A 12,130-nucleotide genomic window follows, 5' to 3' on the forward strand; every position below is an offset into this window, starting at 1 on the left:
ACCGTTTCGACGTCTTCGGTCTGTCCCAATAGCCGAGGAAGGCTGTCAGTGCCGGGCCGCGTGCTGGGCTCCCGCGCGGGTGGGTACCGGCGCTTCGTGTGCGTCCAGGGTGCGCTGCTGGCGTCGTTCGTCACGCCCGATGCGACGGTTGAGCACCCGGTCATCGCGACGGGTGATCGTGGAGCTCAGCGTGATCAGGCGGTCGAGCTGTTGCCAGCTGAGGCCGTCGAGGTCGCCGTCAGAGTCGTGGGTGGCGAGTACGACGCCGCCGCGGAGCAACGGCACCGTCTTGGCGGTGAAGCCGGTCGTCGACAACAGCGTCTCAGTGGCGCTGCGGTTGACCGTGCGCTGGCAGTGCCGGGTCGAAGGCGTGAACCAGAAGTCGAACTGTCGATCAGCACTGGTCAGGCTTTCGAGTCCGTAGTTCTGAACGAGTTCGGCAATATCGGATTTGCTGTAGGCACGGGTTTCATAGACGGGGCCACCAGGACTGAAGTAGAGGACTGTATTCATGGGCGGGTGTCCTTTTCAGGCTCCTGTGAGTCATGTGCGACTGGTGTTACTTACATCAATGTGATTTGCCGGGTCACGGCGGAACTAAACCTGCCTAACGAAAAGAACACGAAGGTTTATTTCCGCGGCGCGGAAATTGCTCAAGCAATTGCCGGCCACGGTCTGCCAGACTGTCCGAATCGGCCAAATGTAAAAGTGTCTGTCACCGTGAACGCGACGCGTGGAGCACGTTGATGCAAGCTTCTGTTGTGACCAAGTCGGTTCGGCCATTGTCCGCCGCGATGCGTGCGGGCTCCCGTGACGAGCATGAAGCGGCCGAGCAGTCGCCGTTCATCGCCGAACTGCTCAGCGGCAACCTCGTCAAAGACGCCTACGTCGATTACCTGCTGCGTTTGCGGGTGGTCTACGCCGCATTGGAGAGTGCCATACGTTCGCACCGTGACGACCCACTGGTCGCGGTCGTCTACGACCCGGCCCTCGAACGACTGCCGGCCATCGATGCGGATCTGCGCCACTGGGCCGATGGCATGCCACCTGGCACCAATTCGCCTGCGGCAGAGGCTTATCAGAGCCGACTCGAGGGCGTCGAAGGCGGCGAATTGCTGGCCCACCACTACACCCGCTACCTAGGGGACCTGTCCGGTGGCCGAGTCATCCGCCGCGCGCTGGACCGCGTGTATAACCTGGGCGGTGTCGGTTTGATGTTCTACGACTTTCCGATACACGCGAAACGTTACAAGGACTCATACCGCGCTCACCTCGATGACCTCACCTTGCAGCCCGAGCAAGTCGAGCAGGTGGTGAACGAAGTCAAGCTGGCCTTCCGATTGAACCAGGCGCTGTTCGACGAGCTCGCCTGCAACCTCGCGGCCTACCGCGCCTAGGAGGCTGTGACCGGGTGACCCGTGAACACTCGCAGCCCGAGCGCACCGATGACCTCGTCCCGGTCGGCACGCCCATCGATCTCGACAACTGTGCTCGCGAACCGATCCATATCCCCGGCAGCATCCAGCCGCGCGGTGTGCTCGCGGTCGTACGTGAGTCGGACTTCCAGGTGCGTCAGGTCAGCGCGAACGTCGACGAGCTCCTCGAGCTGGAGCCCGGGCATGGTTTGGTGATCTACTCCGACGGACTGGTCGAGCGCCGCGGCGAGTCGATCGACGACAACATGGACCGCTTGGCCGACGCCATCGGGCGGGTAAGTGATGCATCGGTATCCTGGATCAGGACGGTGATGTCGGAGAACACCCACGACGACGTCAGCATTGTGACGCTCCGCCGCCCCTGAGAACATTTCTTTGCCGCGTCCGTTGCTTCGTGTGCTCAAGGCTGCACCCTGAGCACCACCTTGCCCATCGGCCCGCTGGTGAGGTGGTCGAAGGCTTGCCGTAAAGCGGATCGAATGGGAATACGCGGTCGACGAGTGGTCGTGCATCCGATCGTGCCAAGATGTCGAGCAGGTCGTGTCGTGCCACGCCCCGCGATGTTGTTCGGGCGTGTACATGCTCAACGCCATGGCGCCGATCTTCAGCCAGCGCGAAAACAACGTTCCAGTGTCGAAATTGGGGACGACACCGCCGAGTTGTCCTACCAGGCTGAGTCTTCCGTGGTCGCCCATGGTTTCGATGACGGCGGGTAGCTGCGTGCCTCCGATGGTGTCGACAGCCAGCTTCACGCCTCGCGGGCCCACGAGCTCCTTTGCGCGGTCAGGCCAGTGGGGGTCCTCGGGATTCAACGTGAAGGTCGCTCCCAGCTCGGCGAGGCGCTGTTGCTTTTCGGGACTGCGCGACAGCGCGATAACCGTGTGTCCCATCGCAGTGGCGAGTTGTACGGTGGCGACGCCCACTCCCCCTGATCCACCGGTTACCAGCACTACCGACTCAGGCTCGAGTGGCTCCCACATGGTGAGCGCGCGGTATGCCGACAGATAGACCACCGCCGCACCCGCGCACTGCTCTGGGGTCCAACCGGGCGGGAGCTCAGCCAAGACGTTCGCCGGCACAGAGACCTGCTCGGCAAACATCCCCCACCGGAACAGCCCCACCTGGCTGCGTAGAAGCACACGCTGGTCTCCGACGCGAACGTCGTCGACGCCTGCACCGATTCTCACGACCGTCCCGATACGGTCGCGTCCCAGGACGTGCGGGGCCGGCGGATACACCGGGTATGGATATCGCCTCTCCGCCATCATGCGGTCGGCCGGGTTCAAGGCGGCATAGTCGACTTTCAGAATCACTTCACCATCGCCTGGGACGGGATCTGGCGTCTCCTCTAGGCGGATGTGCTCGATCCCTGCCGCGCCGTCCCACAGCCACGCCTTCACCCTTGCGTCTCCCTCCCCATTTCCAGCCGGTAGATCCGGCATCCCGGCATCGGCGCCTCGTCGCCAGTAGCGCTGTCACGCTGTGTGAGCCGCGAACGACGGTATCCGTAACGCAGCTGTTGCGCTATCAAAAAGCTTCGCGTGAAATATCACCAGGCGTGTGTCGACTTCTCATTGGATGCCGTGCGAAAAGTCCATGTGCCGGATCGGCGATAATCAGCCGATGACGGTAGCCACACCATGACGTCGTCCGAATTGCTCGGAGCCGCGGCCGCGCTCGAGCTCGGCGGGATCATCGCGCTGGCAGTTCTGCTGATCGTCTCGCGTCGACAGTTGAAGAACACCCGAATCCAGTTGGAGCGCAAGAAAAGGCTCGAGACCGGTCGACGACGTCGGCGTCGCGGTGTCGCACCGTTGGCAATCCGGACCGCGTTCAAGACCGCCGACTCGTTGATCTCGAAAGGCATTGGCGCCACGGTCCGTAACTCCGTCGAAGAGCTCGCGGGGTGGGCTCAAGTCGAACGTCCCGACCTTGCCCGGCTGACGGCCGACGGCGACGTCGTGGTCGCCTTCTCCGATATCGAGGACTCCACCCTGCGCAACGAAACGCTGGGCGATCGGGGGTGGCTGAAGATCTTGGAGCGGCACAACCGCCTCGTCCAAAAACACGTCGCCGATCACGGCGGTCACGTGATCAAGAGTCAGGGCGACGGGTTCATGATCGCTTTCGCCGATGCGGGCCAAGCCGTCCGGTGCGCTGTCGAAATACAACAGGCGCTCGACGACGCCGATCGCTGGGAGGGAATCAAAGTGCGGATCGGGATGCACCTGGGGCCCTCGGTCAGGCGCGGCGACGACCTGTTCGGACGCAATGTCGCTCTGGCCGCGCGGATTACCGGGCAGGCTGACGGTGGCGAGATCCTGGTCAGCGAGTCGGTGCGCGAGGCCGTCGACGGTGCGTCCGGCATCGAGTTCAGCGAACCTCGCGAGGCGGAACTCAAGGGATTTCAGGGAACGTACAGCCTCTATCCGGTGGACGTAGCCGCCTAGTTGTCGGTCAGATCGCTTGATGCCCAGGCGGTGTGGTGTTCTCGTCGACACCCACTCGTCGCACCCGCGGCCCGAGATCCGGATGGCTCAGCAGCGAGTCCACCAACGAGACCGGCCCTCCGACACAGGACCAGGTGTCGTCCCACAGCGTGGAGACCAACCAGGATCGGTCCGTCGGGAACATCAGGTCCGGTAGCAGGCGCCAGCTGGCGGCATGCTCGGGTCCGGCCAGCACCAATACGTACGGCCAACCCGGGTACAGGCGCACTCTGGGCGCCTCGGGGAAAACGATGTCGCTGCCGCCGGTTTCGAGGTATCCCAGCCACCACCGCTGCGAAGACCCGCTCCTTCGAAGCAACGAGATCAACGCGTGATCGTGGCGCTCTTGCTCTGAGGGGTTTTCGGGCAGGACGACGGTTGCGTAGTCGTCGAAGACGGGTGGAATGCCCGAGGTGATCGTCGTCCCTACCGAGGTACCTGCATCGATCCACGCGACGTCCGCTGCCGCGCCGATTTGCCAGTCGCGGCCATCCCGGGAGACCCAGTTCACCGGAACAGCATCAACCACGAGCGTGTGGCGGTCTCAGCCCGCCGCCTGGTCGGGGCCGACCACGGCCGCAGCCTGCAGCACCGGCGCCGCAGGAGCTGTGACGCCCAGCTGGTGTGCGACGAAGTCCGCTGCCTGCCCGGCCATTCCGTTGACTTTGTATGACGAGTGGGCGCCGCGATCCGTGCCACCGGGGAAGCAGACCGGGTCACCGGCCGCGCACAGCTGAAGGGTCTTTGCGCCGTAGAGCGGTCCGATGCTGATCGGGGGTGCATTGTGATCGGCGAGACCGAGGAACCATTCGTCGGGCGTTCCGAATAGGACCACTGCCGCGACGTGCGAGGCGACGGCCGGGGGCATCGGCCCGGAAATGCTTGCGGGAAGGGCGAATCCGGCGGGCACCGAGCTTGCGGTCGTGTAGCCGGCCACGGCGGCGCCCTGTGAATAGCCGCCCAACACGATCTTGGTCGCCGGGCAATTCGCCGCGATCGACTGAATCCTGTTGCTCGCGTCGGCGATTCCGTCGGTGGCGCGACCGAAGTCGAGCGATGCCGGGTAGTCGACCCCGTAGACGTCGACGGACTTGCCTTGCAGCCTGGGGTTGAGCGCGTCGACGAAAGCCTGGCCCGTCGCGCCGACACCGGGCGCTTCCAGGGTGCCGCGGGCGAATACGACCTCAACGTTGGCGCATGAGTCGCCTGCCGCATTCGCTGAGGCGGCTGGAACAAGACCGCCGGTGAAGAATGCGGCCAGAGCGAACGTGGCGACGATCGTGGACCGGGTGACCCGGCTCATCAGGGTGCCCCGTCGGGCTACCGGCGGTCTGCTCATGACGTGACTCCCCGTCCTCGTTCTGTTGCGTTCGCTGTACTGCCAGCTACAAGTGGCAGGGATACCCCGCGATTCCGGGGCGGCCGAGTGATCTACGCCACCTCGTCCCATGCGGCACTCTGGTGAGCATGGAACTCTACGACGTGATGCGATCGACGCCCGCGGTCCGTCAATTCACCCACGGACCACTTCCCGACGACGTCGTCGGCCGAATTCTGGACAATGCCCGCTTCGCGCCGTCCGGCGGCAACAGGCAAGGTACCCGGGTGGTGATCGTACGCGATGCGGATTCGCGGGCAGCACTGGCGGAACTGGCGTTACCGGCCGCACGCCGCTACGCCGCGCAAGTCGCCAACGGCGAATCACCGTGGAATCCTCTGCAGCCGCCCGGCGTGGACGCGTCGACGATCGCGGCAACGGAGCCGCCCGAGCAGATGTCGGCGCCGTTCCGCGACGCCCCGGTGGTGCTGGTGTTCTGTGTGGATCTGGCGGTGGTCGCCGCGGTGGACCAGGACCTCGACCGCGTCGCGGTGACGCCGGGGGCGTCCGTTTATCCGCTCGTGTGGAACGTGTTGCTAGCGGCCCGCAATGAAGGGTTCGGCGGGGTGTTGACGACCATGGCGGTCGCCGAGGAACCGCGCGTCAAAAGCCTTCTGGGAATTCCCGATTCGTATGCGGTGGCCGCAGTGGTCCCGCTCGGCGAGCCGGCACGCCGGGTCACCAAACTGCGTCGCCGGCCCCTCGCCGAGCTTGCCGTTCGGGAGCGTTTCGACGGACCTGCGTTCGGCGCCTGAGTCAGCGCCCGACCGCTTTCGCAGCGAAGTCCGCTGCCTGATCCGTCATGCCGTTGGACTTGTATGCGCTGTGTGCGGCGCGGCTGAACCCGCCGCCGCTGGTGCAGACGGGATCTTGGGGCGCACACAGGTCGATGGTCTTGCTGACATACCTGGGCCCGATGTTGATCGGCGGAGCGTTGTGGTCCACCAGGTTGAGGAAGCCACTCGAGGGCTTCCCGAACAGGGTGACAGCGGCGACGTGGTTGGCGACATTCGCCGGCAACGGTCCGGTGATGCCGGCCGGCAAGTCGTAGCCTGGCGGGACGCTGTCGGCGGTGATGTAGGCCGCGATCGCAGCACCCTGCGAGTAGCCGCCGACGACGATCTTGGTCGCGGGGCAGGTATTGACGATGCCGAGGACTCTGTTGGCCGCGTCAGCCACGCCCGCGCCCGCTTGGTTGAAGTCGAGCGAAGCCGGATAGTCGACCGGATAAATCGCGGCGGGGGTGTTGCCCAAGCGGCCGTTGAGGGCGTCGGTGAAGGCCTGTCCGGTGGCGCCGACACCCGGCGGCTCGAGGGTGCCACGGGCGAAGATGACCGCGACGTCGGGGCACGGTTCGCCGTCGGCGGCACCGCCGACCGCGGAAGTCGAAACCAGAGAGCCCGCGAGCAGCAGGCATGTCATCAGCAGTTTCAGCAGTGCCCGTATCCCGGCACGGACCATTGGACGGGTGCTCTGCGTCGGCATAAGAGACAGATTAGGGCTCTAACACCGCGGACGCAGCGCAGGGCCTTGCCGGCCACGAATCGGGCCGCGGGTCCGTGATAAACTTAATTAGGCTAAGTAAGTCTTGGGGTAACGGAGGTTCAGGCTGATGACTCGTTCGGATAACGACACCTGGGATCTGGCGTCAAGTGTCGGCGCGACCGCTACCGCGGTCGCCGCGTCACGAGCGATCGCATCGCAGAATCCGGATGCCCTGCTGAACGATCCGTGGGCGGATCCGCTTGTCCGCGCGGTCGGCATCGACACTTTCGTGAAGTTGATCGACGCCGAGGCCGGACAGCCTGACGACCCGCTGCCGAATCGTCGTGCGATGAGGGAGCAGATCGCCGTGCGTACCCGCTTCTTCGACGACTTCTTCGTGCACGCGGCCGAGTCGGGCATCCGGCAGGCCGTGATTCTGGCGTCAGGTTTGGACACCCGGGCTTACCGGCTGCCCTGGGGAGCCGAGACGGTCGTCTACGAGATCGACCAGCCTCAGGTGATCGCATTCAAGACGCGGACTCTGGCGGACCTGGGTGCTGAACCCACGGCCCAACGGCGAACGGTGGCAATCGATTTGCGCGACGACTGGCCGACGGCACTGCTCGCGGCCGGATTCGACACCCGGCAGCCGACGGCTTGGAGCGCCGAGGGTCTGCTCGTCTACCTGCCACCGGAAGCGCAGGACCGTCTCTTCGACAACGTTGCGGCCCTGTCAGCGCCGGGCAGCCGGATCGCGACCGAACACATGGACATGCGCGACGTTCCGCCGGATTGGGCCGAGCGACTCACCGAGCGGTCGAGACGCATCGGCTCCGACATCAACCTCGCCGAGCTGTTCTACACCGGTGACCGTAATACCGCCGCCGACTACCTCGGGGCGCGCGGTTGGCGCGTCAACACGCAAACCACCGCAGAGGTATACGCCGCCAACGGATTCGAGCCGCCCGACGACGAGTTGGCCGCCTTCGGCAGCGGCTCGGGCTACCTGACGGCGACCTTGACGTAGCTAGTGGCGCAGCGTGCCGAGTCCGTGCTCGACCTGAAGTGCTTTGAGCGCCACCGCCGCCGTCTCGTAGCCTTTGACGACGCCCTCCAATCGGGCCGGCGAGCCGTCGAAACACGCCCAGTCGAATACCGATTGGCAGACATGGTCGGCGAGGCTGCGTAAGACGCCATCGCGCGGAGGGTTGTCGATGACCTTGATCGCCGCCGTGCACAGCGAGCCTTTGTCGACGTCGTCACTGCGCAGTGCCCGGTGGACCAGCGACATCAGGTCGCGGGCGTGAGCGCCCTCGAAATCCATAGAACTCCTTGCCGGTCATCGCTTTTGGGTCCCGCACCGCCACAGCGACGAAAGACCGCGATCGTCGAGTCGTAAAGGTAGCCCAGCAACGGGCACATACCGGCCACGGGCAGGTAACAGAGCGACATCGGAGTTCGAGAGCGGTCCGGTGCAGGAATGCGGGCGCATCGGCCGCGCTGAGGACTATTGACTCGCAACAATTTTCGCGACCTGCTCGGCGACCGCCGCGCGGATGTCGGCGTCGTCGAGGTCTTGCAGTCCGAAGGCGACCCGCAGCGTAGGGCCGAGCAGCGCCCACCCGACTTGAAGCGCCATCCCGTGGGCTGCCAGTAGTCGCGCCGTCCGCTCGTCGCTGTGATCGGCCCGCACCACATCCAGGAACGCTTCCATGCCGGGAAAGCGCTGCTGGAGTTCTTCGACGGCGAATCCATCGAGTGTCGAGCGCACCATGACCCGCGCTTGCAGCTCGTAGGCGGTTTCCAATTGCTCCGGCGGGGCACCGGACTCGCGAAGCGCCGCGGTCGAGTCGGCCAGATGTTGCAACGTCGCGGCCAGGAGCTGGTGCTTGCTCCCGAAGTGGCGATGTAGCAGGCCATGATTCACGCCGGCTCGGGCCGCGACCTCGCGGATGGACGTCGCGGCCGGGCCCTTCTCGGCGAACAGCTCGCTCGCCGCCTCCAGGACGGCTGCGATCACCTCGTCCTTCCCCATTGGTTTCGACGTGCTCGTAACCGTTGCGCCCGGTGTAGTCATGTGTGTACAGTAGCGGATATCCGTGGTGTAGACAGTTGCCTACACTCGACAACGACAACAAGGAGTAGCAGTGACCAACGAGTTCCGCGTGGTGAAGCTGGGCGAGAACATCGGCGCGCGCATCGACGGAGTGCGACTCGGTGAGCTCGACACCGAGACGGCGGCCGCGATCAACACCGCCGTGAACACCCACAAGGTGGTATTCATCCGCGGCCAGCAGCATCTCGACGACGAATCCCACTACGCCCTCGCCGAAAGCCTGGGTGTGCCCACGACTCCGCACCCGACGCTGAAGTTCGACGGCAGCAAGGTGATGCGTCTCGAGTCCATCGCGGGTGGCGGAGCCAACCAGTGGCACACCGACGTCACCTTCGTCGATCGTCCGCCGAAAGCGTCCATCCTGCGCGCTGTCGAGTTGCCGGCCTACGGCGGCACGACGACCTGGGCGTCCACGGTGGCCGCGTACCAGCAGCTCCCACAGCCCCTACAGCAGCTTGCCGATGGCTTGTGGGCGATGCACAACAACGCCTTCGACTATGCGCAGGTCGACCCCGCCAAGCTGGCTGCGATCGAGGCCAACCCCGAAGCGATGGCTAAGCACGCCAACGAATTTCACTCCACCCACTACGAGACGCACCATCCGGTCGTGCGGGTGCACCCGGAGACCGGTGAGCGGGCACTGCTGCTGGGCAACTTCGTCAAGGCCATCCTGGGCGTCAACGGGGCCGAGTCGCGCGCGTTGTTCCAGATCTTCCAAGACCGGATCACCTGGCTGGAGAACACGATTCGGTGGAACTGGGAGCTCGGCGATGTCGCGATCTGGGACAACCGCGCGACGCAACACTACGCGGTATCGGACTACGGCAAGCAACGTCGCGCTATGCACCGGATCACCCTTGCGGGTGACATTCCGGTGAGTGTGCACGGTGAACACAGCCGGAGCGTGTCCGGGGACGCCAGCGACTACTCGATTGTGGATACGCCGAAACCGCTGGTCGCCTAGTCAGCGCCGGCGGCGTTTGATTCGCGCTTCCGTTTGAGCCAGCGGGACGACGTGACCGTGGGCGCACTGGACCTGCGAAACGATGGCCGCGCCGCATCCGTCGGCGTGAATCAGGTCCAGCCGCTTGGTGTCGCCCTGTAGCAGCAGCCCGAACTCGATCAGGCTGACGATCACGGGGAAGAGCTCGCGGCCACGCCCGGTCAGCACGTACTCGTAGCGAGTCCGCTGGCCGGGCGTCTTGTAGGGCTGCTTGGTCAAGATGCCGGCTTCGACGAGTTGTTTGAGTCGTATCGCCGCCATCTGTTCGGTGATACCGGCCAGGCGGGCCAGATCTTCGAAGCGCCTTGTACCGTAAAACGCTTCGCGAAGGAGCAGCAACGCGGAATGGGTTCCGATGTCTTCGAGTGCGCGTTCGATCGGGCACCATTCGTGGGTGAGCGACCGATCACCGTCCGTCGAGCGCCCGTGCAGCGTCATAACATCGGATGTCGCGGTCATGTTCGTCAGAATAACCCCGTTAACTAAACCAATGCCCAGTTGGCTCTGTCGGAGAATATCGACGATCTGCGCGACGTCACCAGGAGGCCGCGATGGGACTGCTTGACCACAAGACCGCCGTCGTGACCGGCGCCAATTCCGGTATCGGACTGGCCACCGCCGAGCGCTTCATCGCTGAAGGGGCCGAGCAGGTGTTCATCACCGGTCGACGGCAAGCCGAACTTGATTCCGCTGCCGCACGATTGGGTCCACGCGCCGTCGCCGTGCGAGGCGACGTGGGCATACCGGGTGACCTCGACCGGCTCTACGCCGAGGTGGCCGCAGCCGGCCGGGGCCTGGACACCGTCGTCGCCAACGCCGGCTCGACCAGGGTCGCGCGGCTCGGCGAGATCACCGACGACGACCTCGACGCGCTGCTGACCACCAACGTCAAGGGTGTGGTGTACACGGTGCAGAAGGCGCTCTCGCTGCTCAACGACGGCGCCTCGATCGTTCTGATCGGCTCCTCCACCGCCGACCGTGGTCGCCCGGGGCTGAGTATCTACGCCGCAACCAAAGCCGCCGTGCGTTCGCTCGCACGGGCGTGGGCCAACGAACTGGCCGACCGCAACATCCGGGTCAACGTCGTCGTCGCCGGATCCACCGCCACCCCGGGCAGCGACAAGCTCGCTGCGCAAACCGATCCCAATGCCTCGATCGAAGATTTCCGCGCCGGGCGCACCGCGACCATACCGCTGGGCCGCTTCGCTGATCCTCGCGAAATCGCCGCCGCCGCAGTGTTTTTCGCGAGCGGCCTATCCAGCTTCAGCACCGGATCCACCGTCGATGCCGACGGTGGATTCAATCAGGTCTGATCGACTAGTTCTTGACCAGCGTGAACTGTCCGACCTCGGAGATGTTGCGCTGGAAGAAGTCTGAGCACCCGAGCAGGTAACGCATGTAGCGGTCGTAGACCTCCTGCGAGGTGACCGCGATGGCTTCCTCGCGAGCGGCTTCCAGCTTCTGCGCCCAGGTGTCGAGGGTGCGGACATAGTGCGGGGTGATCTTCTGCAGTTCTTCCACCGAAAAGCCGGCATTCCGCGAATATTCGACGACGTCTTCATCGGACGGCACCGCGCCGCCGGGGAAGATCTCCGCGGCGATGAACCGCATGAACCGGAGGTCGCTCATGGTGATCGGAATGCCCATCTCCGGCCAGCGCTTCAGCGGGTGCCCCATGATCGTCTGCAAAACCATCCGGCCGTCGCTCGGCATGACGCGGTAGCAGGTGTCGAAGAATGCCTTGTAGCGCGATTTGGGGAACGCCTCGAACGCTTCGATGCTGACGATGCGGTCGACGGGCTCGTCGAACTCCTCCCAGCCGAGCAGCCGCACCTGACGGGAGCGGTCGGTGTCGACCTGGTCGAGTATCTGCTGGCCCAGAGCGCGCTGGTTCTTGCTCAGCGTCAGCCCGACGACGTTCACGTCGTACTTTTCGATGGCGCGCTTCATCACCGAGGCCCAGCCGCAGCCGACGTCGAGCAGCGTCATCCCAGGCTGCAGGCCCAGTTTGCCGAGCGCGAGGTCGATCTTGGCGATCTGGGCCTCTTCGAGCGTCATGTCGTCGCGTTCGTAGTACGCGGAGCTGTAGGTGCGCGTCGGATCCTGAAACAGCCCGAAGAATTCGTTGGAGAGGTCGTAGTGGGCTTGGACGTCTTCGTAAGCCGGCCGCAGTTGCGTCGAGTCGCCCGACCCGTTGTCCGCCATCAAAATTGACCTTTCGGG

The 12,130-nt window shown here is 64.8% G+C and carries 15 protein-coding genes and 2 pseudogenes; 8 read left to right on the forward strand and 9 right to left on the reverse strand.

Features of this window, described 5'->3' with window-relative positions:
• Nucleotides 1-45 precede the first annotated feature (45 nt).
• Nucleotides 46-513 (reverse strand): hypothetical protein, encoded by a 468-nt coding sequence (locus tag G6N27_RS16570; protein WP_163777777.1) that lies wholly within the window; start codon nucleotides 511-513, stop codon nucleotides 46-48.
• A 233-nt stretch (nucleotides 514-746) separates the two neighbouring features.
• Between G6N27_RS16570 and G6N27_RS16575 the strand changes: the two genes are divergently transcribed.
• The 3 genes and pseudogenes from G6N27_RS16575 to G6N27_RS25720 all read left to right on the forward strand — a co-directional run bounded on the left by G6N27_RS16575 (nucleotide 747) and on the right by G6N27_RS25720 (nucleotide 1,801).
• Nucleotides 747-1,397, forward strand: coding sequence for a biliverdin-producing heme oxygenase (locus G6N27_RS16575; RefSeq protein ID WP_163777780.1), 651 nt, complete (start codon nucleotides 747-749; stop codon nucleotides 1,395-1,397).
• Between the two features lie 14 nt (nucleotides 1,398-1,411).
• Nucleotides 1,412-1,603: pseudogene (locus G6N27_RS25715) on the forward strand (hypothetical protein); the annotation flags it as partial.
• A gap of 3 nt (nucleotides 1,604-1,606) precedes the next feature.
• Nucleotides 1,607-1,801 carry a SpoIIE family protein phosphatase gene (locus G6N27_RS25720; protein ID WP_408632616.1) on the forward strand — a complete coding sequence of 65 codons (195 nt, stop codon included), beginning with the start codon at nucleotides 1,607-1,609 and terminating at the stop codon, nucleotides 1,799-1,801.
• A 294-nt stretch (nucleotides 1,802-2,095) separates the two neighbouring features.
• On the opposite strand, the pseudogene G6N27_RS25360 reads toward G6N27_RS25720, so the two are convergent.
• A pseudogene (locus G6N27_RS25360) lies at nucleotides 2,096-2,878 on the reverse strand (quinone oxidoreductase family protein); the annotation flags it as partial.
• Nucleotides 2,879-3,076: 198 nt separating this feature from the next.
• Between G6N27_RS25360 and G6N27_RS16585 the strand changes: the two are divergent.
• The gene (locus G6N27_RS16585; RefSeq protein ID WP_163777785.1) at nucleotides 3,077-3,886 is read left to right on the forward strand and encodes an adenylate/guanylate cyclase domain-containing protein; all 810 of its coding nucleotides are present in this window, start codon (nucleotides 3,077-3,079) and stop codon (nucleotides 3,884-3,886) included.
• 7 nt (nucleotides 3,887-3,893) lie between these two features.
• On the opposite strand, the gene G6N27_RS16590 is transcribed toward G6N27_RS16585, so the two are convergent.
• Both G6N27_RS16590 and G6N27_RS16595 read right to left on the reverse strand, forming a co-directional pair.
• On the reverse strand, nucleotides 3,894-4,436 hold the full coding sequence (locus G6N27_RS16590) for a hypothetical protein (RefSeq protein WP_163777788.1): 543 nt from the start codon (nucleotides 4,434-4,436) through the stop codon (nucleotides 3,894-3,896).
• A gap of 33 nt (nucleotides 4,437-4,469) precedes the next feature.
• Nucleotides 4,470-5,264, reverse strand: a complete 795-nt coding sequence (locus G6N27_RS16595) for a cutinase family protein (protein ID WP_232064619.1) — start codon at nucleotides 5,262-5,264, stop codon at nucleotides 4,470-4,472.
• A 128-nt stretch (nucleotides 5,265-5,392) separates the two neighbouring features.
• On the opposite strand from G6N27_RS16595, the gene G6N27_RS16600 reads away from it, so the two are divergent.
• Nucleotides 5,393-6,058, forward strand: coding sequence for a nitroreductase family protein (locus tag G6N27_RS16600; RefSeq protein WP_163777791.1), 666 nt, complete (start codon nucleotides 5,393-5,395; stop codon nucleotides 6,056-6,058).
• 1 nt (nucleotide 6,059) lies between these two features.
• On the opposite strand, the gene G6N27_RS16605 is transcribed toward G6N27_RS16600, so the two are convergent.
• A complete protein-coding gene (locus G6N27_RS16605; protein WP_372512986.1) occupies nucleotides 6,060-6,764 on the reverse strand; it encodes a cutinase family protein in 705 nt (234 codons plus the stop codon).
• Nucleotides 6,765-6,915: 151 nt separating this feature from the next.
• Here G6N27_RS16605 and G6N27_RS16610 point away from each other — a divergent pair, with 151 nt between their 5' ends.
• On the forward strand, nucleotides 6,916-7,815 hold the full coding sequence (locus tag G6N27_RS16610; protein WP_163777794.1) for a class I SAM-dependent methyltransferase: 900 nt from the start codon (nucleotides 6,916-6,918) through the stop codon (nucleotides 7,813-7,815).
• Here G6N27_RS16610 and G6N27_RS16615 read toward each other — a convergent pair whose 3' ends face one another.
• Both G6N27_RS16615 and G6N27_RS16620 read right to left on the reverse strand, forming a co-directional pair.
• Nucleotides 7,816-8,112, reverse strand: coding sequence for a hypothetical protein (locus tag G6N27_RS16615; RefSeq protein WP_163777797.1), 297 nt, complete (start codon nucleotides 8,110-8,112; stop codon nucleotides 7,816-7,818).
• Nucleotides 8,113-8,295: 183 nt separating this feature from the next.
• A complete protein-coding gene (locus G6N27_RS16620; RefSeq protein WP_163777800.1) occupies nucleotides 8,296-8,865 on the reverse strand; it encodes a TetR/AcrR family transcriptional regulator in 570 nt (189 codons plus the stop codon).
• A gap of 70 nt (nucleotides 8,866-8,935) precedes the next feature.
• Here G6N27_RS16620 and G6N27_RS16625 point away from each other — a divergent pair, with 70 nt between their 5' ends.
• Entirely contained in the window at nucleotides 8,936-9,868 is a 933-nt protein-coding gene (locus tag G6N27_RS16625) for a TauD/TfdA dioxygenase family protein (RefSeq protein ID WP_163777804.1), read from the forward strand.
• Here G6N27_RS16625 and G6N27_RS16630 read toward each other — a convergent pair whose 3' ends face one another.
• Nucleotides 9,869-10,366 carry a winged helix-turn-helix transcriptional regulator gene (locus G6N27_RS16630; RefSeq protein ID WP_232064621.1) on the reverse strand — a complete coding sequence of 166 codons (498 nt, stop codon included), beginning with the start codon at nucleotides 10,364-10,366 and terminating at the stop codon, nucleotides 9,869-9,871. It lies immediately after the preceding gene.
• Nucleotides 10,367-10,458: 92 nt separating this feature from the next.
• On the opposite strand from G6N27_RS16630, the gene G6N27_RS16635 reads away from it, so the two are divergent.
• Complete coding sequence (locus G6N27_RS16635) at nucleotides 10,459-11,220, forward strand: SDR family NAD(P)-dependent oxidoreductase (RefSeq protein WP_163777807.1); 762 nt, start codon at nucleotides 10,459-10,461, stop codon at nucleotides 11,218-11,220.
• A gap of 4 nt (nucleotides 11,221-11,224) precedes the next feature.
• Here the strand turns inward: G6N27_RS16635 and G6N27_RS16640 are convergent, their stop codons facing one another.
• Nucleotides 11,225-12,112, reverse strand: a complete 888-nt coding sequence (locus G6N27_RS16640; RefSeq protein WP_163777810.1) for a cyclopropane mycolic acid synthase family methyltransferase — start codon at nucleotides 12,110-12,112, stop codon at nucleotides 11,225-11,227.
• Between the last annotated feature and the right edge of the window lie 18 nt (nucleotides 12,113-12,130).

The organism is Mycobacterium cookii (assembly GCF_010727945.1).
Taxonomy (GTDB): Bacteria; Actinomycetota; Actinomycetes; order Mycobacteriales; family Mycobacteriaceae; genus Mycobacterium; species Mycobacterium cookii.

Bases quoted from the DNA above. Each gene is read 5' to 3' on its own strand.
- G6N27_RS16635 (WP_163777807.1), top strand. From the start codon at position 10,459: ATGGGACTGCTTGACCACAAGACCGCCGTCGTGACCGGCGCCAATTCC.
- G6N27_RS16610 (WP_163777794.1), top strand. From the start codon at position 6,916: ATGACTCGTTCGGATAACGACACCTGGGATCTGGCGTCAAGTGTCGGC.
- G6N27_RS16630 (WP_232064621.1), bottom strand. From the start codon at position 10,366: ATGACCGCGACATCCGATGTTATGACGCTGCACGGGCGCTCGACGGAC.
- G6N27_RS16605 (WP_372512986.1), bottom strand. From the start codon at position 6,764: ATGGTCCGTGCCGGGATACGGGCACTGCTGAAACTGCTGATGACATGC.
- G6N27_RS16640 (WP_163777810.1), bottom strand. From the start codon at position 12,112: ATGGCGGACAACGGGTCGGGCGACTCGACGCAACTGCGGCCGGCTTAC.
- G6N27_RS16570 (WP_163777777.1), bottom strand. From the start codon at position 513: ATGAATACAGTCCTCTACTTCAGTCCTGGTGGCCCCGTCTATGAAACC.
- G6N27_RS16575 (WP_163777780.1), top strand. From the start codon at position 747: ATGCAAGCTTCTGTTGTGACCAAGTCGGTTCGGCCATTGTCCGCCGCG.
- G6N27_RS16615 (WP_163777797.1), bottom strand. From the start codon at position 8,112: ATGGATTTCGAGGGCGCTCACGCCCGCGACCTGATGTCGCTGGTCCAC.
- G6N27_RS16620 (WP_163777800.1), bottom strand. From the start codon at position 8,865: ATGACTACACCGGGCGCAACGGTTACGAGCACGTCGAAACCAATGGGG.
- G6N27_RS16600 (WP_163777791.1), top strand. From the start codon at position 5,393: ATGGAACTCTACGACGTGATGCGATCGACGCCCGCGGTCCGTCAATTC.
- G6N27_RS16585 (WP_163777785.1), top strand. From the start codon at position 3,077: ATGACGTCGTCCGAATTGCTCGGAGCCGCGGCCGCGCTCGAGCTCGGC.
- G6N27_RS16595 (WP_232064619.1), bottom strand. From the start codon at position 5,264: ATGAGCAGACCGCCGGTAGCCCGACGGGGCACCCTGATGAGCCGGGTC.